At 57.8% G+C, this 19,669-nt stretch carries 19 protein-coding genes and 1 pseudogene; 12 read left to right on the forward strand and 8 right to left on the reverse strand.

Going from position 1 to position 19,669, the window contains the following annotated elements; genetic code table 11:
• Window positions 1–355 precede the first annotated feature (355 nt).
• Window positions 356–763 carry a DUF2251 domain-containing protein gene (locus tag VNZ65_RS19650; protein WP_325672019.1) on the forward strand — a complete coding sequence of 136 codons (408 nt, stop codon included), beginning with the start codon at window positions 356–358 and terminating at the stop codon, window positions 761–763.
• A 1,117-nt stretch (window positions 764–1,880) separates the two neighbouring features.
• Here the strand turns inward: VNZ65_RS19650 and VNZ65_RS19655 are convergent.
• Both VNZ65_RS19655 and VNZ65_RS19660 read right to left on the reverse strand, forming a co-directional pair.
• Window positions 1,881–2,537: a hypothetical protein gene (locus tag VNZ65_RS19655; RefSeq protein WP_325672021.1), complete on the reverse strand. Its 657-nt coding sequence runs from the start codon at window positions 2,535–2,537 to the stop codon at window positions 1,881–1,883.
• Between the two features lie 369 nt (window positions 2,538–2,906).
• The gene (locus VNZ65_RS19660) at window positions 2,907–3,284 is read right to left on the reverse strand and encodes a VOC family protein (RefSeq protein ID WP_325672023.1); all 378 of its coding nucleotides are present in this window, start codon (window positions 3,282–3,284) and stop codon (window positions 2,907–2,909) included.
• A 204-nt stretch (window positions 3,285–3,488) separates the two neighbouring features.
• Here VNZ65_RS19660 and VNZ65_RS19665 point away from each other — a divergent pair, with 204 nt between their 5' ends.
• The 3 genes from VNZ65_RS19665 to VNZ65_RS19675 all read left to right on the forward strand — a co-directional run bounded on the left by VNZ65_RS19665 (window position 3,489) and on the right by VNZ65_RS19675 (window position 5,374).
• A complete protein-coding gene (locus tag VNZ65_RS19665; protein WP_325672025.1) occupies window positions 3,489–3,896 on the forward strand; it encodes a RidA family protein in 408 nt (135 codons plus the stop codon).
• A gap of 98 nt (window positions 3,897–3,994) precedes the next feature.
• Window positions 3,995–4,399, forward strand: a complete 405-nt coding sequence (locus VNZ65_RS19670) for a VOC family protein (protein ID WP_325672027.1) — start codon at window positions 3,995–3,997, stop codon at window positions 4,397–4,399.
• Between the two features lie 216 nt (window positions 4,400–4,615).
• Complete coding sequence (locus VNZ65_RS19675; protein WP_325672028.1) at window positions 4,616–5,374, forward strand: SDR family oxidoreductase; 759 nt, start codon at window positions 4,616–4,618, stop codon at window positions 5,372–5,374.
• Between the two features lie 79 nt (window positions 5,375–5,453).
• On the opposite strand, the gene VNZ65_RS19680 is transcribed toward VNZ65_RS19675, so the two are convergent.
• Window positions 5,454–5,978: a hypothetical protein gene (locus VNZ65_RS19680; protein ID WP_325672030.1), complete on the reverse strand. Its 525-nt coding sequence runs from the start codon at window positions 5,976–5,978 to the stop codon at window positions 5,454–5,456.
• A 288-nt stretch (window positions 5,979–6,266) separates the two neighbouring features.
• Here VNZ65_RS19680 and VNZ65_RS19685 point away from each other — a divergent pair, with 288 nt between their 5' ends.
• Complete coding sequence (locus VNZ65_RS19685) at window positions 6,267–6,587, forward strand: helix-turn-helix domain-containing protein (protein ID WP_325672032.1); 321 nt, start codon at window positions 6,267–6,269, stop codon at window positions 6,585–6,587.
• A gap of 22 nt (window positions 6,588–6,609) precedes the next feature.
• Window positions 6,610–7,551: a cupin-like domain-containing protein gene (locus tag VNZ65_RS19690; RefSeq protein ID WP_325672034.1), complete on the forward strand. Its 942-nt coding sequence runs from the start codon at window positions 6,610–6,612 to the stop codon at window positions 7,549–7,551.
• 165 nt (window positions 7,552–7,716) lie between these two features.
• Here the strand turns inward: VNZ65_RS19690 and VNZ65_RS19695 are convergent, their stop codons facing one another.
• Window positions 7,717–8,913, reverse strand: a complete 1,197-nt coding sequence (locus VNZ65_RS19695) for a family 16 glycoside hydrolase (RefSeq protein ID WP_325672036.1) — start codon at window positions 8,911–8,913, stop codon at window positions 7,717–7,719.
• A gap of 250 nt (window positions 8,914–9,163) precedes the next feature.
• Here VNZ65_RS19695 and VNZ65_RS19700 point away from each other — a divergent pair, with 250 nt between their 5' ends.
• Window positions 9,164–9,721 (forward strand): carboxymuconolactone decarboxylase family protein, encoded by a 558-nt coding sequence (locus tag VNZ65_RS19700; protein ID WP_325672038.1) that lies wholly within the window; start codon window positions 9,164–9,166, stop codon window positions 9,719–9,721.
• A gap of 36 nt (window positions 9,722–9,757) precedes the next feature.
• Window positions 9,758–10,594 carry a helix-turn-helix transcriptional regulator gene (locus VNZ65_RS19705; RefSeq protein ID WP_325672040.1) on the forward strand — a complete coding sequence of 279 codons (837 nt, stop codon included), beginning with the start codon at window positions 9,758–9,760 and terminating at the stop codon, window positions 10,592–10,594.
• A 245-nt stretch (window positions 10,595–10,839) separates the two neighbouring features.
• On the opposite strand, the gene VNZ65_RS19710 is transcribed toward VNZ65_RS19705, so the two are convergent.
• Window positions 10,840–11,463, reverse strand: coding sequence for a TetR/AcrR family transcriptional regulator (locus VNZ65_RS19710; protein WP_325672042.1), 624 nt, complete (start codon window positions 11,461–11,463; stop codon window positions 10,840–10,842).
• A 136-nt stretch (window positions 11,464–11,599) separates the two neighbouring features.
• Between VNZ65_RS19710 and VNZ65_RS19715 the strand changes: the two genes are divergently transcribed.
• Window positions 11,600–12,589: an alpha/beta hydrolase gene (locus tag VNZ65_RS19715; RefSeq protein WP_325672044.1), complete on the forward strand. Its 990-nt coding sequence runs from the start codon at window positions 11,600–11,602 to the stop codon at window positions 12,587–12,589.
• Between the two features lie 18 nt (window positions 12,590–12,607).
• Here the strand turns inward: VNZ65_RS19715 and VNZ65_RS19720 are convergent, their stop codons facing one another.
• Window positions 12,608–13,489: a DNA-binding protein gene (locus VNZ65_RS19720; RefSeq protein ID WP_325672046.1), complete on the reverse strand. Its 882-nt coding sequence runs from the start codon at window positions 13,487–13,489 to the stop codon at window positions 12,608–12,610.
• A gap of 219 nt (window positions 13,490–13,708) precedes the next feature.
• Between VNZ65_RS19720 and VNZ65_RS19725 the strand changes: the two genes are divergently transcribed.
• The 3 genes from VNZ65_RS19725 to VNZ65_RS19735 all read left to right on the forward strand — a co-directional run bounded on the left by VNZ65_RS19725 (window position 13,709) and on the right by VNZ65_RS19735 (window position 18,165).
• Window positions 13,709–14,863: a tyrosine-type recombinase/integrase gene (locus VNZ65_RS19725; protein WP_325672048.1), complete on the forward strand. Its 1,155-nt coding sequence runs from the start codon at window positions 13,709–13,711 to the stop codon at window positions 14,861–14,863.
• A 201-nt stretch (window positions 14,864–15,064) separates the two neighbouring features.
• The gene (locus VNZ65_RS19730) at window positions 15,065–16,318 is read left to right on the forward strand and encodes a hypothetical protein (RefSeq protein ID WP_325672050.1); all 1,254 of its coding nucleotides are present in this window, start codon (window positions 15,065–15,067) and stop codon (window positions 16,316–16,318) included.
• A 299-nt stretch (window positions 16,319–16,617) separates the two neighbouring features.
• Complete coding sequence (locus VNZ65_RS19735; RefSeq protein WP_325672051.1) at window positions 16,618–18,165, forward strand: S10 family peptidase; 1,548 nt, start codon at window positions 16,618–16,620, stop codon at window positions 18,163–18,165.
• Window positions 18,166–18,251: 86 nt separating this feature from the next.
• On the opposite strand, the gene VNZ65_RS19740 is transcribed toward VNZ65_RS19735, so the two are convergent.
• Window positions 18,252–18,632 carry a tautomerase family protein gene (locus tag VNZ65_RS19740; protein WP_325672053.1) on the reverse strand — a complete coding sequence of 127 codons (381 nt, stop codon included), beginning with the start codon at window positions 18,630–18,632 and terminating at the stop codon, window positions 18,252–18,254.
• Between the two features lie 59 nt (window positions 18,633–18,691).
• Window positions 18,692–19,669, reverse strand: a pseudogene (locus VNZ65_RS19745) (hypothetical protein); the annotation flags it as partial.

Here is a 19,669-nt window from a genome sequence, read left to right on the forward strand (position 1 = left end):
TTTTACGCCGCCCCGGCTTGCCAACCGTCTGAGTCACTCTGTCCACACTTCGCTCCATGGACACTGTCACTGAGTGCCCCTGCGCATTATCATGCCGACATATTTCAGGTGCCGCTAGACGTGTCGGACATCACGCTTACGTTCTTCGGAACAAGCCTCGAATATTAGACGTAGTATTACGAGATAGTCGACAAATGTAACGGGCGGCCATCGGCTAAATCCGGGCAGTCAAATCCCCGACCAAATCAGCGCCAAAACGTTATTGCCGGGCAATTTTATTCATGTCATTATGACGTCGGGTTATGCGGTCTTACTTCACAATTATTTAACTCAACGCTAGAACAGTGTCACTCCGATGCCAATTCAAATCACCGCAGAGAAGACATTCCAGGTAGGTCAACCAACTGTAGTGGAGAGCTCCGCGCCCGAAGGATTGTATGTCGCGATCTTTGAAGACGACAATGCCACTGGCTACTTCTATGCACTTGATGCGTCGCATGAAGTGCAACCGATCCAAGATGCACTGCATATCTATAACGTTGCAAACATTTCAGATCGCGACAAGCCATCAACCGTCAAAATCGGATGGTCTCTCGACAGTCAGAAGGCCGTCTTGCTTATCAATGGATACCCACACGCCGTCTTTGATTTCTCATCTAAGCAAGGCTACTGCCGCACAGGATTTCCGGCATCGGCTCACAATGCTACTTGGGGGAGTCAAGGCCATGAGTGGAGCGAAGACGCGATTGAGCTATTTGCGTGACGCGCTCCCAGATTTCGATCGAGACGACTTCCCCTGATAGGTCGGGTCAAGCGTCTCATTTCAAATGTTGGACGTTCGTTCATGGAAAGCGCAATCGGCCGCTAGAGCCAAATCAACCTGTAGCGATCGTCTCAAAACGGCCAGGAGCGGGCAGTCGGGCTTTTACTCTAATGCGGCCATTCCGCGCGTTAGCTCGCAAAAGTAAGCGGAACACAATCTTCGGTAGAAAAATCTTTCAGGAATTAGGTATGGCGTTACATAGCCTTGCAAAAATCGGGGTAACCATAGATTTATTTTAGCGGCTTGCAACTTTAACGCGGAAAAGTTGCTTAGTATCTATGCTCTCCTGTCGCCACCCTCTAATTCATTAATCATAAATACTATGAAGCTTGTATCAATTAAATTAGTACTTGGTTCAATCGTTCTTCTGATGCTTGCTGCATGTGTTGCGCCTGGTGGGGGTGACAAATCGCGCCACGTTTATGAGGGACCGAAGAGGCAACGCAGCGAACTTGCCGTGGTCTTCACACAGTACGGCACATTTCAGCCGGGACAACTTCACTCATACATTGCCAGGGTCGACGGAAAAATGGTTGCGGCCATATATGGTGCGCCTGATGAAGTTTTGCTGCTACCTGGTAATCACCAATTAGGGATGGTGACTGCCACCGGGTTCACTACCTCCAACTACGTAGTGGAATTGGATGGCCTTGCGGGCCATACGTATGAGCTTCTGTACCGCTATTCGGACTCGGCACGGACAAAGGTTTCTTATGCTGTCCTGGATAGAGGAATCAACTTTGTACGCCCCCCTCATTTGACGCCTTAAAGTACAAAAAGCTGATGGCAGCACGAAAGATTTTAAGCCGCGCCTGTGAAACAGGATGGCTGCATGCTTTGCAATCAGCGTGTCGCGACCGGCTCAAAACGGCCAGAAGCCGCCAGTCGAGCATTCAAGGTCGAACGCCCACTTCAGACTGGTTGCTACAGTCAGTTCGACCGTCATTGCAACCTGACTCAATGGAGTTCTGCTAGGCAGATAATGCTTTTCACACAGTCTGGGCCGTCTTCAGTCTATTTAATAGAATTTGAAGTAAGGGCTAAATGCAGCTGCTGGTCAATTTACACTCATGTACGTTAAGCACGAATCGTTATTTTTATTTGGTTCTGAAAACTTCATGATTATTGAATAATTTTTGCCTTTATTGAAGATATAAGAACCTACCCACAACCCTTGAGGAATCCGTTCTATACTTCTCTCCAATTTCCAGCCTTGACGTAATAAAGCGTCTGATATTTGTCCTTCTCGAATACATATTACTTTCGGCATTACTTTCGGTACATTTTCAAATACCGACTGATCACCATCGATGTGCATAAACATCATTTGAAATGCCCACGCAGGCTGTTTATCGATTTCACGTAAATGAATATACCAATCTCCGTCAATAGGAATGGGGCCGGAATCTATTCGTAAAAATCCATTATTTGCGCGATGCGTTTTCCATGGCCATGCGCCGACATCGAAAATATTATCAACAAAATGTACATAAACTTGATTTTCTGCACCTGCTGTAATTTTCAACAACCTCTCTAACAAGGCATCTCCCGTGCGAGGGAATTGCGGAATTTTAGGGAGCGCCGCTTTAAACTCTAGCAATTCCTGTCGTTGTGAAGAAGCTACCGAAGTATCTGTAGCAGTCGATGCGTTAGCACTCACAACGAAACAAAATGGTGCAACTACCGGTAAGAACCACTTCTGAAAAAAATCCATTAAATGTCCTTGTAATAATACAGCCTTGACTATGAAAAGAGGAATCTGTCGCATCCGTTACGCATATTGTCTGTGCGCTCCGATAATCGGTAGTGAATATCGAAATATGTTTTCGAAGAGGCGATTTGACGATTGCTGAGATCATATCCCAATACCTTACTCACCGGCTTTGAGCAAGTCGGGGGGGGGGAGGGGCGAATAAGTCGAAATCCAACTGACCACCTGTCACTCCAGATTAACGACAGTCTCCTTTGGGGCGATAGCGGTCTATCCCCCGTGGTTGCAATCGGCCAGTTGCGGACGGTGTTCGCCGTTCGATCGAATGACTGCTTTGGACAAGGATCGAGGGACGTCCCCTCGGCGCAAGGCTTAGGAATCAGGCTGGCTGCAAACCACTTCGATGTTGTGCCCATCCGGGCCAATCACAAAAGCTGCATAGTAGTTCGCGTGGTAGTGCGGGCGCAGGCCAGGCGCGCCATTGTCTGTGCCGCCCGCCGCCAGGGCCGCGCGATAGAAGGCGTCGACTTGCTGGCGACTCTCGGCCGTGAACGCCAGGTGCAGATGCGCCGGCTTCTCCTCGGTTTGGTACAGGCACAATGAAGCCTTGCCCTGTGGAGGACAAAGCTCGACACCGTATGTCGGCGGCCCCTCCGAGACAACAGCTACGCCAAGCGGTTCGAGTGCCTTGAGGAAGAACGCTTTACTCGCCGCATAGTCGCTGACGCCGAATTTGACGTGGTCAAACATGAGTTCTCCTCAAAAGTGTGTGGGTCTAAGTGTGTGGGTCTGCGCGAGGCCTGACGCAATATAGTGGATCGCAACCCGTGCCGTCTATATTAGCGGAACAAAATCTCTTCATCAGCGAGGGGCTGCAAATCTCCGCTATCAGTCACAAGCGGTCATAATTCGGAGCGCGGCGAATGCCCGTTTCAACTTTTACGGAAAAATCACATGACAGACCGGGAATTGATCGTCCCTCCGGCGATGCAAGGCATCGTCGAGCGCGCAGGCTATGTGCCGGCGGTGAAGGTCGGCGCCACCGTTTTTTGCGCCGGGCAGGTCGGACGTACCGCCGATCTCGAAGTAATCGCCGATCCCGAGGAACAGTTCCTGGCGTGCTGGGAAAATCTGCGCGTACTGCTGCAAGCGGCCGATTGTACTTTTGAGGATGTTGTCGATATGACGACGTACCATGTGCAGATGAGCCAGCACATGTCTGTATTCCGCGAGGTAAAGAATCGGGTTTTCCCGCGCGGCACATGCGCATGGACCGCAATAGGCGTGTCCGATCTTGCCCATCCGGGCTTGCTGGTCGAGATCAAGTGCGTGGCTGTGAAGCGGGATTCAACTGCAGCGTGAGATGTTGTGAAATTGGAAAATCTGTGGCGCCCACGCTATTGTTGATGTACAGGTACCCGTTGCAGTAGCATCTCTATTAGAGACAGGGAGCCGAGGTAATGAAACTTCTCGTAAACATCGACGTCGACAATCTTGAGAAGGCCATTGATTTCTACGCAGCGTCGTTTGGCCTGACGGTCGGCCGCCGCTTCGGCGCCAGCGGCGTGGAAATGATGGGGAGTTCCGCGCCGATCTACCTCTTGCTCAAAGCGGAGGGAACGCAAGCAGCGAGCGCAACTGCTCAGTGTCGTAGCTACGATCGTCATTGGACGCCAGTCCATCTTGATTTTGTCGTTGACGACATCGAATCTGCGGTGCAGAAGGCGGTCTCGGCCGGGGCGCGTCTTGAGGAGGCCGTCGCCACGCACAAGTGGGGGCGGCTGGCGCTCATGGCGGATCCTTTCGGCAATGGCTTTTGCCTGGTTCAATTTCTGGGGCGAGGTTATGACGAGATTGCGCAGTAACCGTGGAAAGTCAAGTTAGGCAGCAGTCGGCCAAAATCGGACTCTTGCAAATGAAATCTGGACTCTTGGTTGTAGTGCGTCCAGCCGCAGCGAGCTAAAGTCTCTGTATCGCAAATCACCCGAAGGAATTATCGCGAAACCGCCGCGGTCGCTTGCAGGACTGGCGCGGCTGGCGGCTTGCTCTTCAGCTCAACGCAGCACAACAAGGAGATTGCCATGCAGGACAAACCCGTCGCTCTGGTCACCGGAGCTAATCAAGGAATCGGTTTTCAAGTCGCGAAGGATCTGGTGACAGACGGCTTCACTGTGCTGGTCGGGTCGCGCAATCGCGAGCGCGGCGAAGCTGCGGTCAAGGAGATCGGGCTGGATGCACGCGCGCTCCAGCTGGATGTGACGGATCAGGCTTCGATCGCTGCCGCGGCGGAACGCATCCGCACGGAGTTCGGCCATCTCGACGTGCTGGTCAACAACGCGGCTATCTCGCATACCAGCAAGCTGGCTGGCATGTCCGTGATGGAGTATGCCAAGCTGACACGCCCGAGCGTCGTGTCCCTCGATGAGGTGCGCGCGGTGTGGGAGACCAATGTGTTCGGCGTCCTCGCCGTTACCCAGGCGATGTTGCCGTTGCTGCGCGAGGCGCCGGCTGCCCGCATTGTCAACGTATCGAGCGGCGTTGGATCGCTGACGCGGAATGCGGACCCGGCCTTCCCATATCGTTCAATCTTTGGCCCGGTCTACCCTGCATCCAAGACGGCTCTCAATGCGATGACGCTGGCCATGGCAATTGAGCTGGAGCCGGCCGGGATCAAGGTCAACGCCGTCTCCCCGGGTTTTACCAAGACTAACCTCAACAACTATGAGGGCACGGACACCTTGCAGGAGGGTGCCCGCGAGGTGGTGCGCGTTGCGCTGCTCGGCCCGGATGGCCCGACCGGCACGTTCACGCACGCAACACTCGGCACGCTCCCGTGGTGATGCGGATGCAAGCGGACGGTTAGCCATCTTCCGCAAACGGATTCCCTTTCAAAGGTTGCCGCGCCCTGCATGCTGCCTGTTAGGCTGCACGAGCGAGGAAGCTGGCGGAGCGGGAAGGGCGCAGCAAGATCGCGAATACCAATACATGCGTCCAAAGCAAGAGCGGAACGCCGACAGTCGGGATGAACCAGGCGCCGCCGAGCGTGGCCGGGTCGATGCCGACGCCGATCACGCCTTGGTAGAAGGCGAATAAAAGGTCGGCAAAACCCCACAAGTTGAAGGTCCAGATCGCGATGCGCGAATAGCGGCCCGATCCCATCAGCAGAGCGACCCAGGCCAGCGCCATGGCAAGCAGGTCGCCGTATGCCGCGGGCGCGGCGAATCCCGCCGCAAGACTGGGGCTGACGACACCGGGCACGATGAAAGCCAGACCTATAAACCGGAACAAGTGCAGGTGCAGGACAGGGCGTATCGCCGCGTGCAGGGGGAGCTCGCGCATGCGCGGCCAGACATAGTTTAAGAAGAATGCTCCCCAGGCGAGCAAGCCGAAGGTAACGCTTGCCGCAAAGGGAAGCAAGGTTGCAAGGTTTCTGACGGGTTCCATACAAGACTCCTGCAAATGTTGTCGACATGGACGCCGGTGAGTAGTGCTTGATCTTGCCACTGCCAGGCGGCATCGGATTTCCACTTGCAAAATGCAAGTATAGACTTGTATTTTGCAAGTATTTTGGATAAAGTCAAGCCATGCACGATCAAAATCCGCTCCCGCTCCGGCGGCCGTTGCCAAGGGGCTCCCTTGCCACGCGCTAAGCAGGGCGCTGCCCACCTCCAACACACCGCGAGCCCGGCTCAAAACGGGAATCGGCGTTCGGTGTGCCCGGTCGCGTGCACCTTGGACCTGTTAGGCGACAAGTGGACGCTGCTTGTGGTTCGAGATCTGCTGCACGGCAAATCGCATTTCAAGGAGTTCCTGGCGTCGCCGGAGGGAATCGCAACCAACATCCTTGCCGAGCGGCTGGCCCGGCTTTCTGCCAACGGTCTGGTCGAACACTACCCATCCGGCGACATCGCTGGCAAGCAGGGTTATCGATTGACTGAAAAAGGGCGCTCGCTGCGTGCATTGATGGCCCAGATCAGGATCTGGGGATTGGATCACATTGATGGCACCGATGCGCGGCTGCAGGCGGATGGCTCAACGCTCATGTCCAGCTGAGCAGCTATAGAAAAATGGAAATATGAAAAATCCGTCAGCCGCCAATCAGGAGCGGCCAGAGGCAGGCGCGCCGTCGCGATCGCTGCCGCCGCGGCCGACATCGACGCCCATGTCGCCAGAAGAAGCCATTGCCAAAAAACAGGCGCGGGAGCGCAGGGATGCGCTGGTGCGTGGCGTCACGTCAATACAGGAAATGCGTGAAGCGATAAAGTGCGCCGGGCGCAGGCTCCCAACCATTTCTGCAGTGCCGCGCATGGGCCCTCTCGACGCCGCAGGGTTTCGCGCCCGTGCAGCAGAAGGTCTGCCATTCATCATCACCGGGCTGGTCGGCAAGTGGCCATTGTCCGCGCTTACGCCGCAAACGCTGCGCGATCACTTTGGCGAGCTGCAGGTGCGCGCCAGGGTGGGCGACTATATCAATACCGCGTTCGCGCCGGACCGGGCGATGCAGGACATGTCGCTGCTGGCCTATCTTGAGCTGGTTGCCGATAACACGCAGGAACTGCCGCCGTACCTGGGCAATCTGGAACTGCGTGAATTGAACAGGCTGTGCTACTGGCCAGCTTATTTCAAGAAAATGGGTCCGCCGCGCTTCTGGCTTGGTCCTGCCGGAACAGTGACCCCGCTGCATTGCGACTATGACGACAATATCTTTGCGCAGATCTGGGGCAGCAAACGCATTTTCCTGGCGCCGCCGCATCACGACGAATTCCTGTATCCGCGCGAGGCGAACGCCATCCTGTTCGGTTCGCCGTTTGACCCGGAGGCGCCGGATTTCGAGAAATTTCCGCTGGCCCGCCAGGCCGCACTGGTCGAATGCATCATGCAGCCTGGTGAGCTTTTGTATGTGCCGGCCGGCTGGTACCACCAGGTGCGCGCGCTGACTTTTTCGCTGTCGGCCAATCGCTGGGCCAGGTCGCAGCCATTGGCATTGAGCGGCGATACATCGCTGACGGCCGGCTAAGCAGAACGAGTTCGTCAGCTCCCGGCCATTTAAGTGCAGATCGATGTGCGTTGGATTTTGAGAGGTCGCACCACCAGGCCGCAGCCTTTGCACGGCAGTGGCGACTGGATCAACCGGATAGGGGCAACTTCGCAAGCAAAGGAATATTCTCTCCGTCAGTGTGTGCTACATGGCTTGCTTCGCCTTCTGCATTTTCAATCCATCCACGTTATCAAAGCGAAACTCGAATCCCCACCCCCAGTGGTGCAATGAATGCAGGTCATTGCTGATGGCGATCTCGACTTCGTTTTGCCCGCTTTGCAGGGGCAAGTCGAAGCCGCCATTTTGCAGCGACATGCGGCCCAAGGGCGGTTTTCTGCCAGACGCAGGATAGTAGAAATTCTTGTCGGCGTAAGCCGGCTTACCGTTGACGAAAACCCATATTTGCCGCGCCCAGCCGATTGCCACGTGCTTGCTCTGGTTGCGGTCGGAATCGATATTCGTCTTCAGCCATATGAGATCAGGTGCGCCGCCCGGGTTTCCATGCTTGCGGCTGATGTTGACGAAGCCCTTTCTCTCCGCAGCAATAGCTTCCCATGCCTCGGCCTTGGCCGGCATCGCTGAAAACACGGCTTCCTGTCCTGTCGGGATGGTCAGCGCTGGCGATAAAAACCAGTTGCGCACATAGTTCGGATCGCCTTCTGTCACGTCCTTTGCCGGTTCCGGCGACAGGCCTTCCGTGGCGCCTGGAACAAGTTTCAGGTTGGCAAAGGTGGCGTCTCCCCGCAGCTGGATAGCGCCGGAAAGAGCGCCGCCTTCCAGCCTGCCAACCTGCAGCGATGGCGCTGTTTCGCCATTGATGTAGACGTTCATGCGTTTTCCGGAAATCACCAGCTTGACGTGATTCCAGCCATGCGCATGCACCGGCGCCTTGGCCTGATATTCAGGATAGACGTCCCACTGCACGTTGCCGTGACTGACCGGCGCATATTGCACGCACTCAATCGAGCTGGGACAATCGGAATCCGTGCGCAGATAGAAATTCTCGGCGGTGTCCTTGTCCTGCTGGCGAAACCAGATCCCGGCAATGCCCTGGTTGTCGGCATCTTCGCTGATATCGTATTCGATGGTGCCGCTGTCAAACGTCCGGTTTTTCAGAACGGCGCCACCGTCCTTCACAGATATCAGTCCGTGCGGGTATCCTTGCTGTTGCTTGAATGTCACCTTGCCGTTGGCTTGCCATTGATCGGCAGTCAGCGCGATTTGTTCAGGCGCGGCGGCCATCTCCATCGCGCTACCCAGCAACGGCGTGAGCAATATGCCCAGCACGAGACAGCGTGGAATGCGACAGGCCTTTTTCGCAACGGCGTACTTATTCAGCATGGTTAAGCTTCCTTTGGTGAATCCTTGTAGGTTGGCGAGGAGAATCATCTTTAGCATATCTTAATCGGGTAGCTGCTTGCCGACGTCCGCAATCTTGTAAATTGCTGATAAAACATAGCTCGTTTCGACACTGGATCTTCACCGAGCCGCATGGCGATTACATCCGATGTAATTGCCGCGTCTCACGCCTGCCTCTACTCTTTGATTCTCGCGCCGCCAATCCGGTGGCGCTCACCGCCAAGGAGACACCATGTCCAGCTATCCCGTCCACACCATCGACTCCGCACCCGCGCAATCGAAGCCCGTGCTGCAGCAACTGCAACAGGCGTTCGGCCTGATCCCGAACATCGCGGCCACGATGGCTGCTTCACCGGTGCTGATCAACGGCTTCATCGGCCTGTTTGAACGCGTCCATGCCAGCAGTCTGACGGAGCCGCAGATCCAGGTGCTGCTGCTGACCAATGCGGTCACCAACGCCAGCGAGTGGCCGGTGGCGTTTCATACCGCGCTGGCGTTGAAGCAGGGCGTACATTCCGCAGATGTCGACGCAATCCGGCGCGGCAGCCTGCCTGCTGACACCGGGCTGGCCGCGCTGTCAACGCTGGCGCGTGCGCTGATCGAAAAGCGCGGCCGCCTTGCCGAAGCGGACCAGAGAGGTTTCCTCGAAGCGGGATTCAGCAACGAGCAGGTGCTCGAGGTGATTGCGGTGGTTGCTGCATCCACTATCACGAACTACACTGGCAGCGTTACCCAGCCGCCGCTCGAAACGCCGTTCCAGGAATTCGCCTGGCATGCGTCGGCATCCTGAGCCAGTCAGCTTGGCCCGCCTTGATGAGGAAACCAGATGAGCGTCACCAGTTCTGCTCCGAAAGTGCCGACTGGCGGATTTGGCGATTTGCTGCGCTATTGGCGCGACGTGCGTGGCGTCAGTCAGCTTGATCTGTCGCTCGAAGCCGGCGTCTCGCAACGCCAGATCAGTTTCATCGAGAGCGGGCGCAGCGTGCCCGGCCGCCACACCATCCTGGCCCTGGCGCAAACGCTAGACGTGCCGCTGCGCGAGCGCAATGCGCTGCTGCTCGCCGCCGGCTACGCGCCGGCGTATTCGGAGGCGGCATGGAATGCTCAGGAGATGCATAGCGTCGTCCGTGCGCTCGAGCGGGTCGTGCGCCAGCATGAGCCGTTTCCGGCGATCGTGATGGACCGGAACTGGAACGTATTGATGACCAACGATGCCGCGCCACGCTTTTTCAATCACTTCATCGACATGGCGGCACGCCAAGGGCCGCGCAACATGCTGCATCTGATCTTCGATCCGCAGGGCATGCGTCCGTTTGTGGCCGATTGGGATAATGTCTCGCGCAGCCTGCTGCAGCGCGTATATCGCGAATCGGTCGGCCACGTGATTGACGGCGGCACCAGAGCTCTGCTCGACGAACTGCTGGCGTATCCGGACGTGCCGCGCGACTGGAAAACGTATCACACGCCGTCCGCGATGCCGGTTGTCCCGCTTGGTTTCATCAGCGAGGGCATGGTTCTGCGCTATTTTTCGATGGTGACTAGCGTTGGAGCGCCGCAAAATGTCGCCGCGCAGGAGTTGCGCCTGGAATGCATGTTTCCTGCCGACGATGCTACTGAAGAACGCCATCAGCAACTGTTTGCAGTGGATTCAAGGGAAGGCTGAGGGTCTTGTGGATTCCTTGTGGCCGCGTGGAGCACTTAAGAAATCCGAGGCGCCGAGTGCGTTAAGAAAAGTCACGATTGATATAGCGCAGCATGCCGGATGACTTTAAAAATGCCTCAAGTTTGAGTCAAATCAATCTGTCGCGGGCGGTTCGACGCGGTTGTTGTGATTTAGGCTAAGACGGTGAAATTGCTGTGCTGTCGCCGACCGCATTTGTCGAAGTGCTCGTCATTACTGCGGCGGTGCTATTGCAGATATCCTACCACCAGGCGCGTGGTCTCCTCGATCAGCCTTTCCGCCACTTCATCCGTAAACATTTCAGAGTGGTGCAAAACCGCAGTATGGGCCAGCGCCTCTATGGATGTCGCGCAGACATAGGTCGCAAGTTCCAGGTCGAGCGTGCGGAGTTCGTCGCGATGGACTTCTAGATAAGCTCTGACGAGAGCATGGGCTTCGCGATTGAAGGTTTCTACATTTTCAAGGCTGCCGGTGCGCGGAATCTGTTCTGCAAGGACGCGATGCAGCTTGGGATCGACGCGATGTGCTTCGATCGCCACGACAACTAGCCTGCGCACCGCTTTTTCAAGCGGCTGGGCAGCGACCTCGGCCAGCGCGCCACGGACGAGCTGCATGATTTCCTGGTTATGACGCTCCATGACAGCGGCAACGAGCGCCTCTTTGCCTGGGAAATACTGGTAGAGCGAACCGACGCTCACGCCCGCCACTTCAGCGATCCGGTTGGTGCTGGCCTTGTCGAAACCTTCCTTCACCAAAATGCGAGCGGTTGCCTCAACAAGGGCGTCGACTGTCGCCCGCGATCTCTCCTGAGAGGCGTGTTTCCTGGGTTTCGTCAGAGGCTTGCGTGCCATTTCCGGTGCTCCAAACACGAGTATAAAATACGAGCCATCGCTCATATTATAACTACAGGCGGCGACCAGATGACAGGAGTTGCCGCTCGCCGAGCCAATCAGGCAGGCCGAACTCACACATCAGGAGGATGTAGCCATGAGCGTTGGGAAAATATCATCAGCACAGCAGCTTCGACTGGATAGGGAAAGCGTGCAGGCGCTACAGCCGGACGATGCCAGGCCGAGCTGGCAGAGCCGCTGCATCAATGGCCTGCTGCGGCTTCTCCCGATCAAGAAGCGGCTGGCGTCCGCGGCTGCCGTGCAAGAGCATGTGCGCAGATTGGCATTGCGGCCGGCCTCCTATGAGCCGACGGGCTTGGGCCGTGGCGTCGAAGTATCCGTGAAGAAAAGCGCGCAGGGGTGGCCGGTCTATCATACGGCGTCGTCCGCGCATCCAGGCATCGGCAACTATGTGCTATTCCTGCACGGCGGTGGATTTATCAACGAGATCGTGCGCGCCCATTGGCGCTTCGTCGCTTACTTGAGCCGCCATGCGGGCGTTCGCTGCGTGATTCCCATATTTCCGCTGGCTCCCGGCGCCACCGCGAAGGACATTGTGCCGGCCATGGGCGAGCTGTTGCGCAAGCTGCTGGAAGACGCGGGGGCCGCCAAGGTCACGGTGGTCGGCAATTCGGCGGGCGCCAATCTGGGGCTGGCGGCGGTTCAATGGCTAAGAGATGCCGGCTACCGTCAACCGGACGGGCTGGTGCTGATTTCGCCGGGACTGGAGGCCTCTGTGAGCCGCGCGGAGCAGATCGAGATCGCTGTGCGCGATCCGCTGCAGGATATTCCCGGTTTGGTCGAAGCGGGGCGCATGTATGCCGGCGAGCTGGATCTCGCCCATCCGTATGTCAGTCCGCTGAATGGTGATTTCCATGGGCTGGCGCCGATGACCGTATTCTCTGGCACACTTGACCTGCTCTATCCCGACAGCGTTGATCTGGCCGCAAAGGCGCGCGCAGCGGGGGTTCCGGTCGAGCTTCATTTGCGCCATGGCCAGCCGCACAATTATGCGGCGATGCCGACGCCAGAAGGCCGGCAGGCACGTGCGGCCATCGTGCGTGTCCTTGCCCAGGGGCTGCCGTGACAGCCAGGACTTGCAAAGTCAGCGTCGCCGGACAAGCTTGCCCGCGCCAGCTTTCTTGCTGCTGCCGAAGCGCTGCCTGATGGCGTTGTTTCCCTGTTTTGCGTCAGGCAAGCCAGCCCCCACGATTGCTGCGCGCTGGTTGGCTGCCGCCAAGGATTCCTCGACGGCCCCCAGGCGGCCCTTTGCGCCCGACAATTCGCTGTCGAGCACGGATATTTTTTCGCGATAGGCGTGTGCAGCGGCCTTGCTTTCAGTCTCGATACGCGTGAATTCGGTTTTCCATTGCCGGGATTCCGCGCGTGCACGGTCGATTTCCAGCAGGCTGTGCTTGCGCAGTCCATCCAGTTCCGCCAGGCCGGCCGCATGCTCCTCGGCCTTGCGGCTGAGTTCGCCGCCCAGGCCGGCGATGCGTTCATCTTTTGCCTGTAGCGTGGCGCGTTGTTCGGCTAATGTTTCTTCCAGCCGCTTGATCTGCTCATCGCGGCTCAGCAGGGCGGCGTTGGCGATAGTGAGTTTCCCCTTCAGTTCATTGGCGATCTCGATGGCGGCGAGGGTGTCTTCCTGTGCCAGGTCGATCAGTTTTTCCGCTTCGGCCTTTTCTCCGGCCAGCGTGCTGCGCTCGGCGGCGAGCGTATCGTTGGCTGACTCCACGGCGAAACGCCACAGTTCGCGGGTGAGGGTGGCTACGGCATCCGGCAGGCCAGCGACGCCTTTATCCCGTTTCAGCTTGAGCAGGTCGGCATACCAGTCATTGATGTCTTTCTGCACATCGCCGTCGGATCCTTTCTTGGCGCCGGTGGTGGCAATCGTCCATTCGCGCACCAGGCCGATGGAGGGCTTTTTGCCTTGGGCGGCAAGCGTATCGCAGGCGGTCCAGCTGAGATTCTGGCGTTCGGACATGGTTTTTCCTTCAAATGGCTCTCGATAGCAAGATTTTACTAAATTATTCAAATAAAGTAATAAAAATTACGTAATTTAAAAGTAATCATAATTACGTATATACATATTTAGTCGAGATTACGTTAATAATCTCGATTAAATGCAATGTCGTGATATTCTCCTCAGTTCCCTGGGAATACTCCCGCTTTTCCTCTTTTTTTATCTGCTTCAATATCGTTAATGGACCATTTCGCGCTGATAGATCTGGAACCGCCGGACAGAAACGTCAACACGCCGACGCTGAGCATGGATCTGTTCGCCGGCAGTGCAGAAGCGGAACCGCTGGTGGCGGCGCGCTCGGACTCCGAGTTGGCGCGCGCCTTTCTTTACAGCAGCGAACTGTCTGAAAACTCGATCAAGAGCAGCAAGAAAGACCTGGGACGCTTCCTGCTGTGGTGCCAGCATCATGGCAAGATGCTGTACCAGCTGCATATTGAAGACCTGATCGCCTACAAGGCTTTCCTGAAAGACCCGCAGCCGGAAGAGATCTGGGTCTGCGCCACCAAGTGGCCGCGCGACGACCCGCGCTGGCGGCCGTTTTCCGGAGCGCTTTCCGAACCCAGCATGCGCCAGGCTTTCCGTGTGGTGAAAGCGTTGCTGGAATTTGCCAAGGATGCCGGCTATTTGCGGCGCAACGCCGGCGCCCTGGTCAAGAACGTCAGGACTGCGCGCGACGCGCGGATCACGCGCTACCTGAGCATGCAGGCCGTTGCGCATGTCCATGCCGCGCTGGATGCGCTGCCGGCAACAACCCCGGCAAAAATGAAAGCCAGGGCGCGCGACCGTTTTCTGCTGCTGGGCTATATCACCACCGGCGCCAGGCTGTCCGAGCTGACCGGTGCCGCAATGGGAGCGATATACACCGAGGGAGACGGGCGCTGGTGGCTGGATGTGATCGGCAAGGGCGCCAAGCCGCGCCGGCTGCCGGTGGCGCCAGAGATGCTGGCGGCGTTTCGCGCATACCGCTTGGCGTTCGGACTGCCGGCGCCAGCGGCGCGCAATGACGCCACGCCGCTGGCGCTGTCGAGCCGCGGACAGGCGCTGGTCTCAATCACGGACGAGGCTGCGTCCAATGCCATGAAATCCTTGTTTGCCGCTGCCGCAATCCTGGCTGAGGCGGCCGGCGATCTGGATGATGCCGAGGCCTTGCGCCAGGCGTCCGCGCACTGGCTGCGGCATACCATGCTGACCATGCACGCCAACAACGAGGTCTCGCTGAAGGCACTGCAGGATACGGCCGGCCACGCCAACATCTCGACCACTGCGATCTATCTGCACAAAAGCGACAAAGAGCGGCATGACGAGTTGATCGGCTCGCTTTCCCGCAAGCGCTGAACGGCAGGAGCGGCCGCTATTCAAGTTGGCCACATCGATGAGATTCCCTGTGGAAATATTTATATTGCTATAATGTTGTTTGTTGGAAACATCAATTGGGTTGAGCTTGTTACGGCAGCTCAGCTAAATCCAGTTCGACAGCGGCAGCGGGCGCATCGCCAGCTTCGCACCGTTCCGGACTTACTATCGGAGAACAAATCGATGCTGAAAAACCTGCTGTCCGGCCTGTTCGCATGCGCCGCAATCCTTCCTGTATTCGCTCATGCGGCCAATCCGGCGGCAAGCGCCGGCATGGTGGTCGAGAGTTTCAGCGGTCCGGTCACCAGCAAGGAAGTCAATTCCTTCAAAGCGTATATCCAGACGCTGACGCCGGCCAGCGACAATATCGGCAATCAGTGGGCCCAGGGAGCTAGCGGCGAACAGACCAAGGCGATGGGACTGGTCTACGAAATCAATGGCGACCGCGCCATCCTCAACAAGATGCTGGTGTTCTGCGACAGCGTCCTGTCCGAGCGCAACGACCTGGCGCCGGCGCCGCTCGGCCAGCACAAGATCTGGACCGGGAGGATAGATCCGGTCTGGCCCAATGATGTCAGCGCCACGCCGATCGGCACCGGCGGCGAGCAGGGCGACCCGGTCGGACATCTGGGTTACTGCGCCAGGCTGATCCTGGCGACGCCGGCGATCTGGCATCTGAAGGTCGGCAGCGGCGATCCGAAAAACTATGGCGCCGACTACTATAGCCGCGCAAAAAAATATGTGACCGAGGCGGACTACAGCCTGGACCAGCACATTTTCAAATCCCTGCTCAACCTGACGCACAACAATCTGTATTATTTTTCCGCGGCCTCGCCTTACAAGTCCGGCCTGCCGGTGCCATGGAACCAGCAGATGATGTTCAACTACGCTTTACAGAACCTGGCCGCCTGCCACGAAATTCTGGGCGACGATCCCTCCCGCGCCAGCAGATACAATGCCATCGTCAGCGCCAGCATTACCTCTTTTTTTGCGACTGGCGTGACCTCGTACAAAAGCAAGAAGGGCAGCGATGTCTACGACTGGGGCTATGCCTTGCCTGACAAGAGCGGCGAAGACAACAACCACGGCAGTCTCGACATCGCCGGCTTCTACCGTGCCTATGCGACTGGCCGCTACGCAATTACCGAGGTCCAGATGACCAGGTTCGCCAATACCTTCGTGGATGTGGTGACGCGCGGGCCGCAAGACTATGCGGGAAGAATCAACGGCAGCGACGGCGCCGGCAACAGCGCGCCTACCACCACGGTGAGAAGCGGCTATCTGTTGCTGGCAGAATTTTTACCTCAGCAGTATCAAAACATGGTCGGCGCGGATTTTACAATCGGCAAGGCCAGCGGCAGGATCGACCAGTTTTCACGTTTCCTGTGGGTCAAGAACCGGCGCGATATCAAGGCTCGGCAAGCCGGCGGCAGCTGAAACCCGGCTCGCCGCCTTGCATCCTGATTGTCAACCTGGCGGTCGCCACGGTATTTGACAATCAGTTTTGCACGCTGCGCACTTCCAGTTCGCCTGGATAAGCGTGTACGATTGCTCCTCGTTGCAAATGCATTCTGCATTTGCAAAAAAATTCAAGACGCAGATTGCCGCCAGCCCGCACGCCATCGTCAGAACGGAGGGACGTGGCGCTAGCAGCTGTCTGGCCTGACTGTCATTTCCCTTTGAAATCTTTCAATTCGAGACGCCTTATGATTGAGCAGCTTCGCATCTTTTCCTGCATGAAAATTTCACTCCGGCGCGCCGGTTGGAGCGCCATCGCCCTGGCCGCCGCCTTGGCAGTGGCGCCGGCGGCGGTGGCCCATGCCGCGGATGCCAAGCCTGAGGCCAAGTCGGACAGCAAGCCGGAGAGCAAGGCTGGCGCCGAGAAGAAAGATGAAAGCGAGCTGCTGCCGCTGCCCGAAGACAAAACCATCTCCCAGAGTATCCGCAGCGGCGGCAAGACGCTTACATACGAAGCCACGGTGGGCCTGATTCCGGTGCGTAACGCCAAAGGCAAGAAGATCGCCGAAGTTGTCTACACTTCCTATACGGTTCCTGGCGGCGCAGTCGGCCGGCCGGTGACTTTTGCCTTTAACGGCGGACCTGGCGCGTCTTCGGTGTATCTGAACATGGGCGCCATCGGCCCCAAGCGCGTGCCGTTCGGGACCGCCGGCGACGCGCCGTCGGATAGCGCCGTGACCCAGGACAATCCGAATACCTGGCTAGACATGAGCGACCTGGTATTCATCGATCCGGTCGGCACCGGCTTTTCGCGTTCGCTGGAAGATGAAGACACGACCAAGAAGGATTTCTATTCGACCGACGCCGATATCAAATACCTGTCGCGCGTCGTCTACGACTGGCTGGTCAAGCATGGCCGCCTGCGCGCACCGAAATATGTAGTGGGCGAAAGCTACGGCGGCTACCGGGCGCCGCGCATCGCCTACGCGCTGCAGACCGAAATGGGCGTGGGCGTGAGCGGCCTGGTGATGGTGTCGCCATATCTTGACCCGGCTGCCGTCGGCGATGGCGACGCCTTGTCGCCATTGCCCTGGATGATCAACCTGCCGTCCATGACAGCGGGCAACCTGGAGCGCCAGGGAAAACTGAGCACTGCGGCGATGAATGATGTCGAATCCTATGTGCGGTCGCAGTTCGTCACCGATTTTCTGGCCGGCCGCTCCGACCCGAATGCGGTGGGCCGCATCGTGCAAAAAGTCTCCGCTTACACGGGCCTCGATGCGGCGCTGGTAGCCAGGCTGGATGGCCGTGTCGATACCAATACCTATCTGCGTGAAGCGCACCGGGCCGACAAGAAAATCGGCAGCATCTACGACTCCAATGTCACCGCATGGGACCCGTTTCCGAGTTCCAGCGACCGCCAGTCCGGCGATCCTATCCTGGAAGCGCTGATCGCTCCCACCACCAGCGCCATGGTCGATTTTGTCACGCGCGAAGTGGGCTGGAAAACCGATACCCACTACGAGGCGCTGTCATCCAACGTCAATAAGCTGTGGGACCGCGGCTCGCCCGACGACAAGCCGGTGGCCGAATTGCGCAAGGCGATTGCCAACGATTCCAAGATGCGCGTGCTGATTGCGCACGGCTATAACGATTTGTCCTGCCCGTTCTTTACTTCGCGCCTGATCCTCGACCAGATGCCTGCCTTCGGCCAGGAGCGGCGAGTCAAGCTGGCGGTGTATCCGGGCGGCCACATGTTCTACAGCCGCGGCGCCAGCGCGGCGGCGTTCAAGGCCGACGCCAGGACCTTGTACGGCGCATCTTGAGACGGTCCTGAGCGCCAGGGCAGTAACAGCGGAGCCGGCCAGGGCAATGGCCGGCTCCCTGAAGTGCAGCGGCTGCTCCTTGGACGCTACGTGTGAATCAGGCGGCCGCCGCCGAACGACCAGTTTTCCCAGCTGGTTTCCTTGAAACAGACCATCACTTCTTCGCTGTTCAAGCCTTGACCGGAGAGGGTGGCCATCAGTTCTTCCAGCAATTTGCGCTTGACCTTGACGCTGCGGCCGACCGACCAGAGGATCTCGATCAGGACGAAATTCTCGATCCGCTCCGACTTCAGGTCCGGGTAGCCGGGATCATAGCGGAAGTCTTCTGCATCGAGCTCGATGACGCGCTGGAACTTATCGGTGGCCGGCACCCCGCTGGAGACCAGCGCAGCGTGTACGGCGTCGAGGATGCCGGCCTTGAATGCGGCGGATTTCGGTTTGCGGACAGTGATGGTGACGAGCGGCATGCTGACTCCCTGAAAAAATATAGGCGCCCTGACCAGGCCGCTAGCGCCGTACCGTCTCCCTAGGCAAACAGCAAGCGGTCGGTATAGTGGAAATCGTCAGGATCGAAATAGGGCTTGGCCCAGTTATCCGTGGTCGACAGGAACCAGCCTGCGGCCACCGCAGCTTGCTGCTTGGATACAGGCATTTTAACGGGCGCCGGCGGTGCTGCGCTAGCCATGCGGTCGAGGAACTGGAAATGGTCGACCAGGCCTACAGCCTCGATCGCGAACACGGTGGCGATGTCGCCGTCGTAAATCGCCAGCAGGTTGTCGCCGTTGGCCTGTTCGCCGCCGACGGCGAGATTGGATGAGCCGCAGAACACCACCGGGGCATTGCCGTTAAAGTCGCACACCACGAACTTGTGATGGATCTGATGGCCGATGCCGGCGATGGTGCGGACCTGGTCGAAAGGCGGAGGCAGGATCGCTTTCCCTGGTTTGCCGGTCACCAGCACGCCGGTTTTCTTGCCCGGCGCATACAGGGAAATACCGCTGTTGCTGTCCGAGATGCCATAGCTGAAGATGTTTTCATCGGCATGCAGGTTCTTCAGGGCGGCGTAGACCGGGCTGGTGCCATTGTCGATTTCCATCACCGCGAACAGTACGCTGGCCTGCTTGGCCGATTTCGTTCCCTCCTGCTGGATACGAGCCGCGATCTCGCCGAGATTCTTGTTAACGAATTCGGCCGAATGAGGGGCGAAAGTAATGTCGGTTGCGGGCGAGTCGCCCTGCGCTATCGAGAAGGTGGCCGAGGAAAACGGCGCTTGCAGGTAGGGGGCGAGCTTGACGCCGCCTTGCCATACCGTCTCGAACAGCTGCCCGTATTCGGCGGCGACCACCGGGTCGTCGAATACCAGCACATGGTTGGAGTTGACGTACAGGCCGGTGACGGAGAAATTGGTCGATCCGGTCAGCACCTTGAGCGCGCTGTCCTTGTTGAAGCTGACGAAGACCTTGTCATGGGCGTAGCGCTTGAAATGGCCGCGCAGGATGTCGGC

It is taken from the genome of Collimonas sp. (assembly GCF_035566555.1).
Taxonomy (GTDB): Bacteria; Pseudomonadota; Gammaproteobacteria; order Burkholderiales; family Burkholderiaceae_D; genus Collimonas.